General features: G+C 48.9%; 12 protein-coding genes and 1 CRISPR repeat array. Of the genes, 6 read left to right on the top strand and 6 right to left on the bottom strand.

The genetic code is table 11. The annotated features are described in order from the left end of the window. Positions 1 to 21: 21 nt before the first annotated feature. Genes ACFMKP_RS14500 through ACFMKP_RS14485 form a run of 4 tightly spaced genes read right to left on the bottom strand, consistent with a single transcriptional unit; the run spans position 22 to position 2,362 of the window. Positions 22 to 519, bottom strand: coding sequence for a hypothetical protein (locus tag ACFMKP_RS14500; protein WP_382292672.1), 498 nt, complete (start codon positions 517 to 519; stop codon positions 22 to 24). Positions 520 to 579: 60 nt separating this feature from the next. After that, positions 580 to 1,068, bottom strand: coding sequence for a hypothetical protein (locus ACFMKP_RS14495; RefSeq protein WP_382292671.1), 489 nt, complete (start codon positions 1,066 to 1,068; stop codon positions 580 to 582). Positions 1,069 to 1,070: 2 nt separating this feature from the next. Beyond that, on the bottom strand, positions 1,071 to 1,748 hold the full coding sequence (locus ACFMKP_RS14490) for a hypothetical protein (RefSeq protein ID WP_382292670.1): 678 nt from the start codon (positions 1,746 to 1,748) through the stop codon (positions 1,071 to 1,073). Continuing rightward, positions 1,745 to 2,362 (bottom strand): RNA polymerase sigma factor, encoded by a 618-nt coding sequence (locus tag ACFMKP_RS14485; RefSeq protein WP_382292669.1) that lies wholly within the window; start codon positions 2,360 to 2,362, stop codon positions 1,745 to 1,747. The genes ACFMKP_RS14490 and ACFMKP_RS14485 overlap by 4 nt, the downstream gene beginning before the upstream one ends. 24 nt (positions 2,363 to 2,386) lie before the next feature. Between ACFMKP_RS14485 and ACFMKP_RS14480 the strand changes: the two genes are divergently transcribed. The 4 genes from ACFMKP_RS14480 to ACFMKP_RS14465 are packed head-to-tail and all read left to right on the top strand — an operon-like array spanning position 2,387 to position 7,000. After that, positions 2,387 to 3,256 carry an HAD-IIA family hydrolase gene (locus tag ACFMKP_RS14480; protein ID WP_382292668.1) on the top strand — a complete coding sequence of 290 codons (870 nt, stop codon included), beginning with the start codon at positions 2,387 to 2,389 and terminating at the stop codon, positions 3,254 to 3,256. Between the two features lie 4 nt (positions 3,257 to 3,260). After that, positions 3,261 to 4,214 (top strand): glycosyltransferase family 2 protein, encoded by a 954-nt coding sequence (locus ACFMKP_RS14475; RefSeq protein ID WP_382292667.1) that lies wholly within the window; start codon positions 3,261 to 3,263, stop codon positions 4,212 to 4,214. A gap of 3 nt (positions 4,215 to 4,217) precedes the next feature. Then, a complete protein-coding gene (locus ACFMKP_RS14470) occupies positions 4,218 to 5,450 on the top strand; it encodes an alpha/beta hydrolase (protein ID WP_382292666.1) in 1,233 nt (410 codons plus the stop codon). Then, positions 5,423 to 7,000 (top strand): polysaccharide deacetylase family protein, encoded by a 1,578-nt coding sequence (locus ACFMKP_RS14465; RefSeq protein ID WP_382292665.1) that lies wholly within the window; start codon positions 5,423 to 5,425, stop codon positions 6,998 to 7,000. Before ACFMKP_RS14470 ends, ACFMKP_RS14465 begins: the two co-directional genes overlap by 28 nt. Here ACFMKP_RS14465 and ACFMKP_RS14460 read toward each other — a convergent pair. Continuing rightward, entirely contained in the window at positions 6,997 to 7,413 is a 417-nt protein-coding gene (locus tag ACFMKP_RS14460) for an STAS/SEC14 domain-containing protein (protein ID WP_382292664.1), read from the bottom strand. The genes ACFMKP_RS14465 and ACFMKP_RS14460 overlap by 4 nt on opposite strands. Positions 7,414 to 7,600: 187 nt before the next feature. Here ACFMKP_RS14460 and ACFMKP_RS14455 point away from each other — a divergent pair, with 187 nt between their 5' ends. Then, positions 7,601 to 9,991, top strand: a complete 2,391-nt coding sequence (locus tag ACFMKP_RS14455) for an ATP-binding protein (protein WP_382292663.1) — start codon at positions 7,601 to 7,603, stop codon at positions 9,989 to 9,991. Between the two features lie 326 nt (positions 9,992 to 10,317). Continuing rightward, on the top strand, positions 10,318 to 12,366 hold the full coding sequence (locus ACFMKP_RS14450) for a choice-of-anchor A family protein (RefSeq protein WP_382292662.1): 2,049 nt from the start codon (positions 10,318 to 10,320) through the stop codon (positions 12,364 to 12,366). Between the two features lie 45 nt (positions 12,367 to 12,411). Here the strand turns inward: ACFMKP_RS14450 and ACFMKP_RS14445 are convergent, their stop codons facing one another. Beyond that, positions 12,412 to 12,723, bottom strand: a complete 312-nt coding sequence (locus tag ACFMKP_RS14445) for a winged helix-turn-helix domain-containing protein (protein ID WP_382292661.1) — start codon at positions 12,721 to 12,723, stop codon at positions 12,412 to 12,414. 141 nt (positions 12,724 to 12,864) lie between these two features. Continuing rightward, positions 12,865 to 17,650: direct repeats of the CRISPR family, unit length 37 nt; unit sequence GTTTTAATCCCTTGCAGGGATTCGGTATTTATTGAAC. Positions 17,651 to 17,754 lie beyond the last annotated feature (104 nt).

Raw genomic sequence — 17,754 nt, 5'->3', positions numbered from 1 at the left:
CCAGCCTCCATTTATTTTAGCTTAGTGGCTGATGCGTTTGATCAACCAGCCCATACCTACCGCCAAGCCTAGGCCACCTGCGGCAATCCCCATATACCACCAACTGGTATTCGCTGTTTTTGGTGCAGCTGCTTCCTGAACGGTAATGCGATAGACTTCGCCTTCGAGCGTGCCAAATGGCAGTGGCTTGATTGAAATTTTCCATTCTCCGGCGCTTGGCAATTGCAATGTAGCTTGAAAATTACCAACAGCACCAACTTGGGTAGCCCAAACTTGCTGAAACTCTCCACTGGTTGCATGCTCTGCGGTCAGTAAGGGCTTTATCGGATCATCACCGATGCCGCTGATTGGCTTGGTGCCATGTTGCAGCACGCTAAATTCAAGCTGAAAGCTTTGGCCAGCAACAAGCGTATTGGGCAGTTTGCTGATCGGCGTAGTTGCCCAGCCGCCAGCCTTGCTGATGCTCAGCAGGCCAAATTGCAATCCGACGAGACACACGAAGATCAATAAACGGCGCATAGTTATTCTCCTTGGCGAAACGATTCGGTGAGATCGCTGCTGGTTTTAAGCATTCGTTGATTAATGGCTGATGCGTTTGATCAACCAGCCCATTCCCACAGCCAAGCCTAAGCCACCAGCCGCCAGCCCCATATACCACCAATTATCAGTTGCTGGCGGAGCTTCTTGGACGGTAATGCGATAGACTTCGCCTTCGCTGTTGCCAAACGGCAGTGGCAGAATTGAAATTTCCCATTCTCCGGCAACTGGGAGTTGTAAACTGCTCTGGAAATGGCCAACATCACCAACCTGTTGGGCATAGAATGTTTTGACTTGCTGACTAGCTACGTGGCGCACCGTCAGTTCGGGCCTGATTGGATTGGCTGGTAAGCCGTTGGTTGGTTTGGTGCCATGTTGCAGCACGCTAAATTTAAGTTGAAAAATTTGGCCAGCAACAATCGTATCGGGCAGGTTGCTGATTGGCGTAGTTGCCCAGCCGCCAGCCTTGCTGCTGCTCAGCAGGCCAAATTGCAATCCGACGAGACAAATGAAAATCAATAAACGACGCATAGTTATTCTCCTTGGCGAAACGATTCGGCGAGTTGGCGCATGGTGGCCAGATCGCTGCTGGTTTCAAGTCGATAGGTCCGCTGATCATCAGTCCAAATGAGGGTTGCGGTAGCGCTCAAGCTTGTGGTTTGGTAGATTTGGGTTGTGCCAGGATCAAAAAAGGTTAATTCGCGCTGACCTTGCAGCCAAAACGCTGGCTGATTGTGAACCTGCGTCCGCGTCACGTCATCGAGTGCGAGCACAGTTTTGCCAGCCCATGCTTGCGAGTCAAGCAGATCAAGCGTGATGGTTTGGGCTTGGCTGAACCACATCAAGCGCTGCACATGCGGATATGGCTCTAATTGCACTAGTTGATCGGGCGGGCCAAGCAATGAACTTGTGGGTAGCCAATTGACCTCACTTGGTGGGCTGGGCTGAATTTGGGTTGGCTTTGGCAGCATAGTTGGTGGCTGATTGCCAATAAAAATGGTGCCAACTTGCAGCCAGCGCCCAACGTGTGCTCGCACTGCTGGCAGCGTAAAACTCAAAAGCAACACGACTGCGATTGCCACGCCGAGCCGCAATGGCCAGACCGAGCGACGCGCGCGCGTGATTTGCAACTGCGGGGTTGGCGGGTAGGGAAAGGCTTGGGCTTGTTTGCGCAGAGTTTCTTCTGGATAGGATTCTGGTGGTTGGTTCATGCGCAACGCTCCGTTCGCAACTCGGGAAATTCGCCATCGACCACGCCGCGCAAGCGCACCAACGCGCGGTGTAAGCGCGATTTGACCGTGCCTTGGGCGATGCCAAGCGCTTGGGCAGTTTCCTGCTCGCTTAATTCCAAAAAATAGCGCAAATACAACACCTCTTGTTCGCGTTGCGCGAGCCGACCAATTGCATGCCAAAGTTGAGTTGCCTCCCAAGCTGGGCCGCTGGTTTCGTGAAATTCGCTGTGTTCTGGCTGTTGCAAGGCAAAGCGTTGCAATGCACGCAGATACCGGCGCAACGAACGGCGATAATTTCGCGCCAGATTGGCGGTAATTTGCAAAAGCCATGGCTTCAACGGGCGCTCGCTATCAAACTGATGCTGCATCCGCAAGGCGCGCATAACTGTTTCTTGGGCCAAATCTTCGGCAATCATCGCATCGCCCACCATGAGATAGGCCAAGCGAAAGATCGCCGTTTGATGGGCGAGAATTTGGGTTGCCCAAGTTTGGGCGAGATCAGCGGGCTGCTGGGCTTGATCCACGGCAGATGCTCCTGATTTGGCTGCTTTGTTAAGTTCTACACCGCTCGCGTTGCTTTGGTTCCATGTCATATTTCATAACCTTTAGATCGCAGTATGAACGTGTTGGCAAGCCGTGGCAGTGGTACAATCGGGAGAAGTTGTTTTTTATGGGGATTTTTCGGCATGCTCAATCTCAAGCAGTTAAAGCTCATCTTGCTCGATATGGATGGAGTTTTGCATCGGGGTGGGACGATTTTGCCAGGCGCGGCAGAATTAACCAGTGTGCTTGATCGCTTCGATTTAGGCTATGCCTGTTTAACTAATAATTCATCGCAATTGCCCGCGACCTTTGCCACCCATCTCCAGCAGCTGGGAATTGCAATTTCGGCTGAGCATGTGATTACCTCATCGACGGTGACGGCAACCTTGCTGCGCACCCGCTACCCGCAGGGCACGCGCTTGCTGGCGATTGGCATGGACGGCATTCAGTCGTCGTTGTTTGCAGATGGCTATTTTGTGTCCGCCGAGAGCGATGTGGCGGCGGTGGTGGTTGGGGTGGATTTCAACCTGACCTATGCCCGCTTGAAAACCGCAACCTTGGCCTTGCGCGCTGGCGCAGCTTTTATTGCCACCAACAGCGATCGCACCTTTCCCGCGCCAGAGGGCTTGATTCCTGGGGCGGGCGCGATTGTAGCGGCCTTGGCAGCAGCCAGCGATTGCACGCCAGAAGTGATTGGCAAGCCTGAACCTGCCATGTTTGAAGCGGCCTTGCAGCTTTTTGGCGTAACACCCGAGCAAACCTTGATGGTTGGCGATCGTTTGGATACTGATATTGCAGGCGCGCAGCGGGTTGGAATTGCCACCGCCTTTGTGGGCAGCGGGGTGCATAGCATGCAACAAGCCCAAGCATGGAAGCCGGAAATTGATCTCGTAGCCGATGATTTGGCTGGCATTTTAGCGCAACTCGCCGCAGGTCGGGAGTAGCAGGATGCAGCCAATTCCAGTCATTATTGTTTCATATAACACCCGCGATTTGTTGCGCGAATGTTTGGCCAGCCTCGCCCTGAGCAGCCTGCCAACCACGGCAATTGTGGTCGATAACGCTTCGCATGATGGCAGCGTTGCCATGGTCCAGGCCGAGTTTCCCCAAGCCCAGGTCATCGAATCGGGGGCCAATTTGGGCTTTGCCAAGGCCAATAATGTGGGTATTCGCCATGCCTTGCTTGCCCAACCAACCTACTTGTTGTTGCTCAACCCCGATGCCCAGCTGACCAGCGGAGCCTTGGAAGAACTCGTGGCATTTTTGGAGCAGCATTCGCGGGTTGGCATGGTTGCGCCACGCTTACGCTACCCCGATGGCTCGTTTCAAGTTGCTGCCTTTCGCTTTCCAACCTTGTTGATGAGCGTGTTCGATCTCTATCCGCCGCGTGGGCGCGGTTTTGGGCGGCTGTATCACCACCCGCTGAATGGCCGCTACCTGCAAGATGGCGGCGATGCAGCCTTTGCGATCGATCATCCCTTGGGTGCGGCGATGCTGGTTCGAGCCGAAACCTTGGCCGAAGTTGGCATGTTTAACGAAGATTTTTGGCTCTATGCAGAAGAAGTCGAGCTTTGCTGGCGCATTCGGCAAGCTGGCTGGGCAATTTGGCAAGAGCCGCAGGCAACCGTCATTCATCATGGCGGGGCAAGCTCAAGCCAATTTCGGGTGCGCTCGTTTTTGGCCTTGCAACAAGCGCGATCCCAATTTTTTTGCTTGGCCTATGGCAAGCGCTTCAATCGTTGGTATCGACGCTTAATGACGTTTGCGGGCCTGCAACGTAGTTTAGCGGCGGTTTGGCAATGGCGGCAAAAGCGCATTGATCATAGCGAATTGCGTCGCCGAACCTGGGCTTGGGCCAAAGTTCGCCAAGTCATCCAACCTTCCAATCAAGCAAAGGATTAATTTATGCAGCGATTTATTGGCTTATTTCTTGTATTAAGTGTGCTTTTGGCAAGTTGCGGTGGCGCGGCGATCACCTATGATGCCAGCCAGCCGATCACCAGTTTTAATCAATTGCGCGAGCAATTGGCCAAAACCGATGATCAAGCAGCGCAACTTAAACTGATCAATGATTTTAACGCGATGTTTCCAGCAAGCCCCTTGACCCAAGGCGATCAAGCCTTGTTTATGGTCGAAAAAGATGCTCCACGGATGGAATTATCAAGCGATCTGACCAATTGGTTTCAGACGATTCCGATGGAGCGACTTGGTACGACCAATTGGTGGGGCGTTGTTCAAACCATCAGCCCAACCGCACGCATCGATTATCGCTTTGGCGTTGGCGGCGGTGGTGGCTTGATCAACGATCCGCGCAATTCAACCGTGGTTCCAAGCAGCATGGGCTTGAATTCCGAGTTGCGCATGCCCGAATATGTTACGCCAACCGAAATTATTTCGCGCAGCGACGTGCCAAAAGGCACGCTGGAAGAATTAGGCGATTATTACACTGAAATTAGCAAAACCACTCATCAATTGCATGTCTATTTGCCGCCCAATTACGATCCTGCCAAGCAATATCCCAGCGTTTATTTCCAAGATGGCGATGATTACCAAAACTATGCTTTTACGCCAACAATTTTGGATAATGCGATTGCCGATGAGATTTTGCCGCCTTTGATTGCCGTGTTTGTCAAACCAAGCCGCGAGCAAGGCCGTCAACGCGATTATGACCTGAACGATGCCTATAGCGAATTTTTCGCAACCGAATTAGTGCCGATGATCGATAGCAAATACAGCACAATCAACGATCCTAAGCAACGAGTTGTGGTTGGCGATTCATATGGTGGCTTGATTTCGCTCTATTTGGCCTTACAATATCCTGAGGTATTTGGCGCTGTGGTCAATCAATCAGGCTTTGTTTCTCGCCAAAATGGCCGCCTGCTCACCCTGATGTCAATTCAACCGCCAGTAAATGCGCGGATTGTGACCGTCGTGGGAACCTATGAAACATGTATTGGCGGGCCGGTAACTGGCGATGAATGCAATTTCCTAGAGGGCAACCGGACGTTGCGCGATATTCTGGTCGGAGCCGGTGTGGAGCTGAACTACGCAGAATATCCGCAAGGCCATGCCTGGGCTTTTTGGCGCGACCACATCGATCGAGAGGTTGCATGGGCGTTGGATTGGCAAAAACCCTAAGAGTTTGGCTTGGGTTGTTGGTTATTGTGCCGTTGTTGCTGCCTCAAAGCACAGCGGCACGGATTATTTTAGGCGAAGATCGGGCGTTCGAGCAGCTTTGGCAGGCCACCGATGGCCAACGTGGCGCGGAGCAAGCATGGCTGTGGGGGCCGCAACGCTTATGGCAAACCCAAGAGCGCTACGCCGAAAGCCCGCGCCAATTGCGTTGGGTGCGCTATTACTCCAAAGCGCGCATGGAAATTACTGATCCGAATCTTGCAAGCAAATCGCCATGGTACATTACCAATGGCTTGTTGGTGCTTGAATTGGTCACTGGGCGCTTGCAAATTGGCAATGCAGAATGGCGCGAGCACTGTGCAAGTGGCGGCTGTGGCTCAGAGCAACCAGTCGCTGGCGATGCGGTGGCCGCCAATCGTGCGCCGCGCTATCGCGATTGGGCAGAATTTTTGACTTTGCATGACCAAGCAGGATCCGATTTGCGCGGCCAAGCGGTCACCAATTGGCTGAGCCACGAAGCAACTGGCGTGCAAGTTTGGGCTGACCCAAGTTTGGCCGAGCGCTACCCCGAAACCAGCGGCAGCCAGCGCGATGAAGTGACTGGCCAAACTGTGCCAGCGGTGCTGTGGAACTATGTGCAAGCCCAAGCCCGCGAAGCTTTGTATGTGTTTGGGCGACCAATTAGCCCAGCTTTTTGGACGCAGACCTTGGTTGATGGCGTTGAACGCGAGGTTTTGGTGCAATTGTTTGAGCGTCGCACCTTGACCTATACCCCGAGCAATCCTGTTGGCTGGCAAGTTGAGATGGGCAATGTTGGCCAACATGCCTTGGAATGGCGCTATGGCTTGCGGCCATGGGAATACCAAGCCTTACACGTGACCATGCTCACCTATCATTATATTTCGCAAAATCCGAATCCTGCTGATCGTTTGCGCGATAGCTTATCGGTGGCTCCAGCTGAATTTAAACGCCAGCTCGAATATCTGCAAAGCCATAATTTTCATGTGGTGAGTTTGGATATGGTGTTGGCTGCGCAACGGGGCGAAATCAGCTTGCCCGAACATCCCGTCGTGATTACGCTTGATGATGGCTACCGCGATTTGTATGAGCAGGCGTTTCCGATAGCCCAAAGCTTGAATGTTCCAATTACGGCCTATATTCCTGTGGCTTTGGTTGGCGAGCCAGCCTATGTGAGCTGGCAGCAATTGCAGGAGTTGAGTCAATCGCCGCTGGTGACAATTGGCTCGCACACGCGGGTTCACCCCGATTTAACCACGCTTGATCGTGAAGCCCAATGGATTGAAATTGCGCATAGTAAACGTGATCTAGAGGAGCGTTTGGGGCTGGAGATTCGCCATTTTTGCTACCCCTATGGCCGCTACAATGCCCTGACCATTGAGCTAGTGCGCGAGGCGGGCTATGCCAGTGCGACGACCACCCGCCAAACCACTGATACAACCAACGATGATTCGCTGATTTGGAATCGGATTACCGTTTCGGGGAAGAGTTCGTTTGAGGATTTTGTGGCTCAAATTGAGCGCAGCCAAAACTAATTGACATTTGCTTGACGTAACCATTGGCGAGCGGCATGTTCATCGCTGAATACCTGCACCGCTTGGCTATTGCCAGTTAAGCCAATAATCAAATTGGCAATCACCCGACTGAGCGTCGAATCAACCAACAGCGCTACAATCGTGGCGCTGTTGCGGGTGGCTGGCTGCATATAAAAGCGCCGCACTTCGCGGGAGATTGGCAAGGCCTCGCGCAAATCGAGCAAGCGTGGGCGGCGAATGCCCCCAGCCAACATATCAACTGCTGCCAAATTTTCCTCAGCGTCCTCAACCGTCTCTTGGATGCCTGGCCGAATTTTGATCACAATAATACCATCACCGTCGAGCGTGATAATCGAACTGCGGGTTGTATACGAATGTGGTATCAGCACCATGGCTTTTGCTATCACTGGCATAGGCTAACCTGTTTGGCCTCATCATATGCAAGCATAGCATAGTTCCATGCTCCGCTTGGGGGAATTTTACGGGTGATTTGTTGTTAAAAGATAGCCTGATTGAGGGACATAAATCAACCTTGCTAACTTGCGAATGAATCATTACAGTAGACTTTTACGACACGTTTCGCGGTGATGAGGTTTTGTTATGCCACTATTACCATCACAATTGCCCCAATATGCCACGCGCCTCATTGGTCGCACCCGTGCTCGCACCTTGGTGCTTGACCTTTTGCTCGATGCTCAAGCACGGTTGGTAACATTATATGGCCAAAGTGGAGCTGGCAAAACCCGTCTCAGTTTAGAGGTTGCTGAGCAAGTTGGCGAGGTTTTTCGCGATGGGCGCTATTTTGTGGCCTTGGCCCCAGTTTCACAAGCTCAATTTGTGTTGCCAACGATTGCAGCGACGCTCGGCGTTGAAGAATCGCACAATGAAGCGATTTTGGATTCGTTGGTTTTGGCTTTAGCCGATAAACAAATTCTGCTAATTCTGGATAATTTTGAGCAAGTGGCCGCAGCTGCTAGCGAAATCCAAGCCTTAGTGCGTCGCGCGCCTGGCCTAACCTGTTTGATTACCAGTCGCCAAGCGCTCGAAGTTGCCGATGAAACCACGATTATGGTGCCTGCCTTGCAATACCCAGAGGTTGGCGAAGACTATAGCCTTGAAGATTTAGAGCAATATAGTGCAGTTAACTTGTTTGTTGAGCGCATGCGGACGCGCCAGCCACGTTTTCGTTTGAGCGCCGACAACGCCGCAGCGTTGGTCGATATTTGTCGTTTGGTGCAAGGCTTGCCCTTGGCGATTGAGTTAATTGCCGCCCATAGTGCCTCGCTTACCCCGCAAGATTTATTATTTTTCGTGCGTAATCATCTTTCGATGGCTGCTTTGAACCCCAAGCAATCGGCGCGCCAAGCGATTATCAAGCCGGTGCTGGCGTGGAGCGTTAGCATGTTGCCCGCTGATGCCAAAGATATTTTTATCCAGTTGGGTGTTTTTGCTGGCGGGGCAACCAGCGACACGATTAAACAGGTTGGTTTGGTTGAGGGTATAGCGTTTGAAACCAGTTTGAATGCTCTGATTGACCGCCATTTGTTGCAAACTGAACACCTTCCTGGCCAACAACCGCGCTTTATTATGATTGATGCAGTGCGCGAATATGCTTTGGAGCAATTGCAAAAAACAGGCCGTTTTTATTATTTGCAAGAGCGCCATGCGTTGCATTACCAAGCCTTGAGTGAATCAGTTCATCAGCAGATTCGCGGCGCTGATGGTGCGAAATGGATCGAGCAAGCTCGGAGCGAGATTCATAATATTCGCCAAGCGATAAGTTGGTCGCTTGAAAGCAGCGATGGTCTGATTGCCCAGCGCATTGCTGGCAACCTTTATTTTTATTGGTATCGAACAAGCGCTTATCGTGAAGCAGTTGCTTGGCTTGAACAAACCTATCAGCACCCAAATCGCAGCGATTTAAGTGCAATTGCACGCATTGCCACCGGATTAGGTGGTTTGTTAATTAGCTTGAATCGATTTGATGAAGCTGAAGCCTATTTAATTGAAGCTCGACGTTTATGGCAGGAACTAAATTTACCGCACGATGAGATCAGCGCAATTGGTAATTTGGCAGTTTTATATGGTACGCTTGGACGTTTGCACGATTCACAAGTAGCCTTTGAGGCAGCATTGGCATTGGCGCGCACGGTTGGCAATCAACAACGCGAAATCTTGATGTTACATAATCTTGGCACTTTAGCCCAAGAACGAAATCAATTAGCCACTGCCCAAGACTATTTTGAGCAAGCACTTGCGCTTAAACAACAACTGAATCAAACATGGGATATGTTTCTTAGCCAAATCAATTTAGGTTTAGTAGCGGTTGATTATGGGCGCTATGCTGAGGCGACCCAATGGTTTGATCAAGCATTTGTTAATGCCTATGCAATTAGCGATCACGATAATTTGGCCTATATTCTTTATGCACGGGGAATTGCGGCAGCTGAACAAGCTGATTATGCCCAAGCTGAGCTTCATTTTGGCGAAGCTGAGCAAGCTTGGCGCGCAGTTGGTAATCAAGAAGCAATGCAACGGAGTTGGATTAAGCACGCAGAAATCGCAATCGCAACAGAAAATTATGCTCAAGCTAGCGAATATTTACAAAAGCTTGAACCATTTGAGGCATTGATTCAAGAATTTCGCTTATATTATGCGATTTTAGCAACGCGCTTGGCAATTGCAACCAATGATCATGCTGCAATGCAACAGCAAGCACAACCCATGCTTGCTGTTGCTGCAACAACAGAGTTACGGCGTTATGATTTGATGATTATGCAACACTGCGCCGCGCTTGTGGCAGGAACCCACCCAGCACTGGCAGCACAATTAATGGCCAGCGCGCAACACATTCGCCAAGAACGTGGCTTGTATCAAAGTGTCGCCGAGCAACAATGGCTGGCCCAAACTGGCCTCGATCAGCTTGAGCCAAGCGTGGCCTTGAGTTTCGCCGCTGCCTTGCAGGCAACCAAAACTGCTTTAGCGCTCTAGAATAGTCAGCAAATTTAACGTTGCAGCTCGCCAATCGGCGGGCTTTGCTTTTGTTTGGCACGATAAAATGCTCGTTGACGTACAATAATCACTGTTTTAATAAATATTTAGATTAATAGGCAATCTAAGATATAAAATTTTAATGAATTTAGGCATGAATGACTGAAAAGCGTATGTGCTGAAAGTCCTAGTACCATATTAAAAAAGATGTTGCGATATTCACACATAATAAAAACAAATCTCCACCTTGCTTTATAGTGTGGCTAGATTATGATAGGAAGGTCTTTATTTGCGTAGTACTTTAGCTCTATTATTGAGGATGCTTTATGAAGCAACGTGTCGTTTGGTTGGCCGTGTTGCTGGTGGCGGTCTTAGGCGTTCCTTTTAGCGTTTGGGCTGCAACTCCACGCCAAACTGTCAAAACACCGCAGGCAGTGCAAGCTACCGTGCGAGTGGTGGAATCGGTCTCTTCACCAGCAGTCGCCATAGTGTTAACCACTCCAACTCCAGCTATTTGTGATGCAACGAATACTCGTTCATTGACTGGCTGGTTTACCTCCAACACCGCTGGGGCTGTGTACAATAACTCGTACAATTGTGCCTATCAGGTTGGGATTGCCTCCTATCGAATGTTTGATGATCGGATTGGCAACCAACAAGTGTTTGATTACACGCTGTATACTGTTGGGCCACGCCAAACTATCACTATGGATGTTGCAATTCCTGATTGCAAAGCCCAACTCGATATTTTCCGTGGGCCAGTGTTGCAATCACTGGTTGGCCAACGCTATGGCGATCGTTTGCTTTCAACCCGCTTCCCCAACACCAGCTATTGTGCCCCTCCAGTTCAAGAAGTTTGTGCTCAAGGCCAAATTAGCCGCTTGAGCGGGGTAAGCAACAACCAATTGGTCAGTGGCGTTTTGAATATCCAAGCTGAAGTTACTGGTGCTTTGCCCCAAAAAGTTGAGTTTGCTTTGACTGGTGCGCAAACCACCAATTACACCGATGTAAACTCGCCATACTATTTCATGGGCAATCAGGGCGCTCAGCCAAATGGTTGGGATTCGAGCACCAAGCCTGAAGGCGATTATCGCTTGAGCGCAACCTACGTTGGTTTGTTTGGTGAATCGTTGGCAATTCGCTGTGAGCCAGTTGCTGTCAATTTCAGCATTCGCCGCAGCACGCCAACCAGCACGCCAACTGCGACCAACACGCCAGTGCCAACTGCGACCAACACGCCAGTGCCAACCGCGACGAGCACCCCAACTGCAACTGCAACCAGCACGCCGTTGCCAACGGCGACCAATACGCCAGTTCCAACTGCGACGAGCACCCCAACCGCAACTGCAACCAACACGCAGTTGCCAACTGCGACTAATACGCCGTTGCCAACCGCAACGAGCACCCCAACCGCGACCGCAACCAGCACGCCGTTGCCAACTGCGACCAACACGCCGTTGCCAACTGCGACCAACACGCCGTTGCCAACTGCGACCAATACGCCGTTGCCAACTGCGACCAATACGCCGTTGCCAACTGCAACTAGTACTCCAGTACCAACCAGTACGCCGGTACCGGGTAACCAATGTATCCCACAAGGGTTAGGTACTGCTGGCGATTTCAATGTCTTTACCTTTGGCAATATTACCCAAAGCAACACCGATATTGAAGGTCGGGTTGCAGCTGGTGGCAACATCAACTTCCAAAACTTTGGGGTTGGCGTGCGCCTGACCAACTCGAATGGGACGCGCGACGATTTGATTGCTGGTGGTTCATTGACCTACACCAATGGCTCGGTTTATAACGGCAACGTGGTGTATGGCACGAGCAAATCATTGAATGGCGTAAGTGTTCAAAATGGTACGGTTCGCCAAGGCCAACCAATCAACTTTGCCAACGAACAAAGCTTCTTGCGCGAGCGCTCGCAAGCTTGGGGTGCATTGAGCGCCAACGGCACGACTGTCTATGAATATGGTGCAGTCAAGTTGACCGGAACCAATGCCAGCGCCAACATCTTTACGGTTGATGGAATTGAATTGAGCAAAGCCAATGGCTTACACATCAATGTTCCTGCTGGCTCAACCGTGTTGGTTAATATCAGCGGTCTTGATAATAAGATGCAATATTTCGAAACCTTCTTGACCAATGTTGACCAAACCAAGATTGTCTACAACTTCTACCAAGCTACCAGCTTCAAGTTGGATGGAATTGGTATCAAAGGCACGATTTTGGCTCCATTTGCTGATGTCAACTTCAACAATGGCCAAATCAATGGCACCTTGATTGGCAACTCATTGATTGGCTATGGTGAATCACACCACTATCCATTCAATGGCTGTTTGCCAGCCTTTACCCAAAGCAGAACCGTTCGCTAAAAAATCCTAAAAAGGCCTTGGGCAATTGCCCAAGGCCTTTTTTGTTCACTCATTCACATCGCTGGCAATTGAACGCATTAGTCGCCAATATTGCTTGATCGCGACCTTGCCATCTGAGGTCAGGCGATAGCTGGTACGTGGGCGGCGGGCGACAAATTCTTTGGTGACAGAGATATAACCTTCGGCTTCGAGCTTGCTCATGTGTGAGCCGAGGTTGCCTTGGGTTAGCTCAAGTTCGTTCATCAGATACAGAAAATCTGCTTCATCAACGGTAGCAAGATAGCTCATCACTTGTAAGCGAACTGGTTCATGTACAAGCCGATTAAGTTGGGCGATGGTTTTGATGTGTTTATCCATCGAATCCTCACTGTTTGCTGTAATTATTAGTTTTACAAGGATATAATTCTGCTACACAGAATTTTGGGCTAGAATAGCACCGGCCTCAGGCTATGTCAAGTCGGTGGTAGCGTTGCCCAAGCGACATCTAGTAAGGATTGAACTTAAAACCCTTGCAGGGATTCGGTATTTATTGAACCAGGTTGGCCAATTGGAAGCCAAGATCGAAGATATGTTTTAATCCCTTGCAGGAATTCATTATGTATTGAGCCCAAATCATGGTATTTGCGGGACTCGATGATGTTTTAATCCCTTGCAGGGATTCGGTATTTGTTGAACGCACCTAGCTGAGCTAATCCCCATTTTTAGCAAGGTTTTAATCCCTTGCAGGGATTCGGTATGTATTGAACATCAGGGTGGTCGTATCGCCTTCTTCCTTGGTTTCGTTTTAATCCCTTGCAGGGATTCGGTATGTATTGAACCATGCCGATTGGCTCGCAGCCAGCGCACAGTGTCACGTTTTAATCCCTTGGAGGGATTCGGTATTTGTTGAACTTCTCTCTCGCAAGCGTCCATGGTCTCTTTTGACTGCGTTTTAATCCCTTGCAGGGATTCGGTATTTATTGAACCGGAGGCACTGGCGTGGGCGGATGAAACGCTGGAGTTTTAATCCCTTGCAGGGATTCGGTATGTATTGAACCATGACCAACCATACGGAAATCACGACGCTGTACCAGTTTTAATCCCTTGCAGGGATTCGGTATGTATTGAACGCCGCGATCCAACCATGATTGCGGCAATCGTCAAGTTTTAATCCCTTGCAGGGATTCGGTATTTATTGAACATATGGTGGCGAATCCGATGTTGCTAACGCTTGGGTTTTAATCCCTTGCAGGGATTCGGTATTTATTGAACCCCAGCAGAATCCCGCCGCCCACGCGGCTATGGGCGGTTTTAATCCCTTGCAGGGATTCGGTATTTATTGAACACATGCAGAAAGCGAGGTGACATATGTGGGGCAATGTTTTAATCCCTTGGAGGGATTCGGTATTTATTGAACTACCTATTGAGGCTCCACAATCCGAACAGGCGGTTTTAATCCCTTGCAGGGATTCGGTATTTATTGAACTCTGCAAGTACAGGCCAATGGATTTGGTAGGTCGGTTTTAATCCCTTGCAGGGATTCGGTATTTATTGAACCACGAGCATGGCGGCAACCAACACGAATCCCGTTTTAATCCCTTGCAGGGATTCGGTATTTATTGAACTATCCTCCATGCCCGCCCGCGTGCCAATCCTGAGTTTTAATCCCTTGCAGGGATTCGGTATTTATTGAACCCCGTGACACATGGGATCTAATGAAGGCATGCGAGAAAGTTTTAATCCCTTGCAGGGATTCGGTATTTATTGAACTTATTCGGGTAACAGAATGATGACAAAAAGATCTGTTTTAATCCCTTGCAGGGATTCGGTATTTATTGAACAGCATCAAAAAAGTGTTAGTGATGTGCCCTACGGTTTTAATCCCTTGCAGGGATTCGGTATTTATTGAACGAACGATCAAGCATATCGACAACGGATCATTTATAGTTTTAATCCCTTGCAGGGATTCGGTATTTATTGAACGCTCCCTCGCTTCGATGTGGCACAACAGCCAACAGTTTTAATCCCTTGCAGGGATTCGGTATTTATTGAACTGCTGGTCGACCGCCTGTTTAAGCCACTTCATTACTTGTTTTAATCCCTTGCAGGGATTCGGTATGTATTGAACCCGATGTAGCTTCGCTCTTGACAAGTTTTTGATAATCGTTTTAATCCCTTGCAGGGATTCGGTATTTATTGAACACGATTACGATTATTCGTGGCAATGCACTTCGTGTTGTGTTTTAATCCCTTGCAGGGATTCGGTATTTATTGAACACGAATAGGCTGAAACATCCCCCCATGCCGATTGGTTTTAATCCCTTGCAGGGATTCGGTATTTATTGAACGCACGCCATTTGCTTGCCTTAGCGTTGTTTCGCTAGGTTTTAATCCCTTGCAGGGATTCGGTATTTATTGAACGGCATTGGTTCAATTTTGAATTCAACAGGTGCAGGGTTTTAATCCCTTGCAGGGATTCGGTATTTATTGAACCGCGCTAAAACCGTGCTGGAGTCTTTTTTAGGAGTTTTAATCCCTTGCAGGGATTCGGTATTTATTGAACGTTTATGGTTATGTATGCAGGGTCGAAGGGTTTCGTTTTAATCCCTTGCAGGGATTCGGTATTTATTGAACCAACGCTTGCGCCGCTACTGCCTTGTGTTGTTGCTCCGTTTTAATCCCTTGCAGGGATTCGGTATTTATTGAACCCACCCGTTGCCAGCATCTGCTCCAACATCGCCGCGTTTTAATCCCTTGCAGGGATTCGGTATTTATTGAACGTATTTTATTGATTCATCATGGCGAGTCGATGAGTTTTAATCCCTTGCAGGGATTCGGTATTTATTGAACAAGCGTGCCATAAGCATTTTGGGCTTGGCGGCGCTCAAGTTTTAATCCCTTGCAGGGATTCGGTATTTATTGAACTTCTTATCCGGCCCATGCCAATCAGCAGGGAATAGTTTTAATCCCTTGCAGGGATTCGGTATTTATTGAACCGAGTGACTGGGGGGCAAACAACAACCTTGAGTTTTAATCCCTTGCAGGGATTCGGTATTTATTGAACAAATCCAAGATCGGGCAATTCGCCCAAAGAACGAAGTTTTAATCCCTTGCAGGGATTCGGTATTTATTGAACGCCACACAGGAACTTGATCGGATTGCGCAATTGCCAGGTTTTAATCCCTTGCAGGGATTCGGTATTTATTGAACCAACGCGAAAGCGCTATTTTGCTGGCAATCCACCTAGTTTTAATCCCTTGCAGGGATTCGGTATTTATTGAACCTGAATTGATTTATACGGTCGGGATTGGATTCAGGTTTTAATCCCTTGCAGGGATTCGGTATTTATTGAACGCCAAGCCCGCCCATTTCGATTTGACCATCCTTGGTTTTAATCCCTTGCAGGGATTCGGTATTTATTGAACCAGTTTCTATTTGAATCGCGGCAAGTGCAGCGACCCGTTTTAATCCCTTGCAGGGATTCGGTATTTATTGAACCGAATGCCGCCGCCGAAGTCAGCGCCAAATGCATCAAGTTTTAATCCCTTGCAGGGATTCGGTATTTATTGAACATCACAACACAATCAAGCGCTGGATTGACGAGCGTTTTAATCCCTTGCAGGGATTCGGTATTTATTGAACTTACCTGACCTGCAAGTACGCACGGGCTTTACCGTTTTAATCCCTTGCAGGGATTCGGTATTTATTGAACCCACCCCGCCTGTCGCGTCTGGGGCATATGATAACAGTTTTAATCCCTTGCAGGGATTCGGTATTTATTGAACCGTAAATTATGGCGGCTATTATTCAGTGGCATGGCGTTTTAATCCCTTGCAGGGATTCGGTATTTATTGAACCGGCACGTGGTCTGTTAGCTGAAATCAAAGCAGGGAAAGTTTTAATCCCTTGCAGGGATTCGGTATTTATTGAACCAGGGCAATGGTCAGGATGATTAGGCCAATAGCGGTGTTTTAATCCCTTGCAGGGATTCGGTATTTATTGAACGCGCCAGCGCTGCACATCATCGCCCGTCAATACGTTTTAATCCCTTGCAGGGATTCGGTATTTATTGAACGCCCTGCATCGCTGCGATAAAACACTGCTTTAGGTTTTAATCCCTTGCAGGGATTCGGTATTTATTGAACTTTACTGCTATTGGCGGGTCAATTAAAGGCCTGATGTTTTAATCCCTTGCAGGGATTCGGTATTTATTGAACTTGGCATTCAAGCTGCCGACCGTTGGCGTGATTATGTTTTAATCCCTTGCAGGGATTCGGTATTTATTGAACCAACAATCTTAATAACAGGACTAATAGTCATCGGTTTTAATCCCTTGCAGGGATTCGGTATTTATTGAACACATCAGCCGCGACATTGACCGCGAATTTGGTTACGTTTTAATCCCTTGCAGGGATTCGGTATTTATTGAACAGCGCAAAGGCAACCCCAAAGGCACGGCAAGTTGTCGTTTTAATCCCTTGCAGGGATTCGGTATTTATTGAACCCAAAGTAAAAGTATTAACAGGCATTCCAGTATAAGGTTTTAATCCCTTGCAGGGATTCGGTATTTATTGAACTTCTATTTGTTGTTCCATAAAAAACTACTTTCCAACGTTTTAATCCCTTGCAGGGATTCGGTATTTATTGAACTCAATTACGGGTTGCACAGGGCTTGCACATCCTCGGGTTTTAATCCCTTGCAGGGATTCGGTATTTATTGAACGATGTCTATAAACTACAGTCCTGTTATGATAGTAGGTTTTAATCCCTTGCAGGGATTCGGTATTTATTGAACAAACAACTTGCGCGCCTCGTATTCAATCGCCGTAGGTTTTAATCCCTTGCAGGGATTCGGTATTTATTGAACGCTCTAGTTCGAGACGGCGATAGGTCGCAAACTTGTAGTTTTAATCCCTTGCAGGGATTCGGTATTTATTGAACATCCGGCGCGACCTTCGAGAGATAGTCAAAGGCTTGTTTTAATCCCTTGCAGGGATTCGGTATTTATTGAACGCGCAGTTGGTGACGATCATGATCTCACCGCTGGCAGTTTTAATCCCTTGCAGGGATTCGGTATTTATTGAACTTCCATGTCCCACGTATAAGTTGTTGTCCGATTGAGTTTTAATCCCTTGCAGGGATTCGGTATTTATTGAACATTCAGCCGCCTTGACGAATTGGCCTTGAGCGCCAAGTTTTAATCCCTTGCAGGGATTCGGTATTTATTGAACTGGAGAAGGCGGATCGCGGCCTGGACGAGGTTGGCAAGTTTTAATCCCTTGCAGGGATTCGGTATTTATTGAACAACCATCGTTGCTTGGGCGCAACAATACGGAATGTGTCAAACACGGTGAAACAGATGACAACGCAGCAAACGGGCGATTAAAGAAGGATTATTCGCGCAATGCC

This window comes from Herpetosiphon sp. NSE202 (genome assembly GCF_042688385.1).
Taxonomy (GTDB): Bacteria; Chloroflexota; Chloroflexia; order Chloroflexales; family Herpetosiphonaceae; genus Herpetosiphon.
This window is presented reverse-complemented; position numbering and strand designations above follow the sequence as displayed.

Excerpts from the sequence above, each read along its gene's own strand:
- ACFMKP_RS14500 (WP_382292672.1), bottom strand. The coding sequence starts at position 519 with ATGCGCCGTTTATTGATCTTCGTGTGTCTCGTCGGATTGCAATTTGGC.
- ACFMKP_RS14495 (WP_382292671.1), bottom strand. The coding sequence starts at position 1,068 with ATGCGTCGTTTATTGATTTTCATTTGTCTCGTCGGATTGCAATTTGGC.
- ACFMKP_RS14490 (WP_382292670.1), bottom strand. The coding sequence starts at position 1,748 with ATGAACCAACCACCAGAATCCTATCCAGAAGAAACTCTGCGCAAACAA.
- ACFMKP_RS14485 (WP_382292669.1), bottom strand. The coding sequence starts at position 2,362 with ATGACATGGAACCAAAGCAACGCGAGCGGTGTAGAACTTAACAAAGCA.
- ACFMKP_RS14480 (WP_382292668.1), top strand. The coding sequence starts at position 2,387 with ATGAACGTGTTGGCAAGCCGTGGCAGTGGTACAATCGGGAGAAGTTGT.
- ACFMKP_RS14475 (WP_382292667.1), top strand. The coding sequence starts at position 3,261 with ATGCAGCCAATTCCAGTCATTATTGTTTCATATAACACCCGCGATTTG.
- ACFMKP_RS14470 (WP_382292666.1), top strand. The coding sequence starts at position 4,218 with ATGCAGCGATTTATTGGCTTATTTCTTGTATTAAGTGTGCTTTTGGCA.
- ACFMKP_RS14465 (WP_382292665.1), top strand. The coding sequence starts at position 5,423 with ATGGGCGTTGGATTGGCAAAAACCCTAAGAGTTTGGCTTGGGTTGTTG.
- ACFMKP_RS14460 (WP_382292664.1), bottom strand. The coding sequence starts at position 7,413 with ATGCCAGTGATAGCAAAAGCCATGGTGCTGATACCACATTCGTATACA.
- ACFMKP_RS14455 (WP_382292663.1), top strand. The coding sequence starts at position 7,601 with ATGCCACTATTACCATCACAATTGCCCCAATATGCCACGCGCCTCATT.
- ACFMKP_RS14450 (WP_382292662.1), top strand. The coding sequence starts at position 10,318 with ATGAAGCAACGTGTCGTTTGGTTGGCCGTGTTGCTGGTGGCGGTCTTA.
- ACFMKP_RS14445 (WP_382292661.1), bottom strand. The coding sequence starts at position 12,723 with ATGGATAAACACATCAAAACCATCGCCCAACTTAATCGGCTTGTACAT.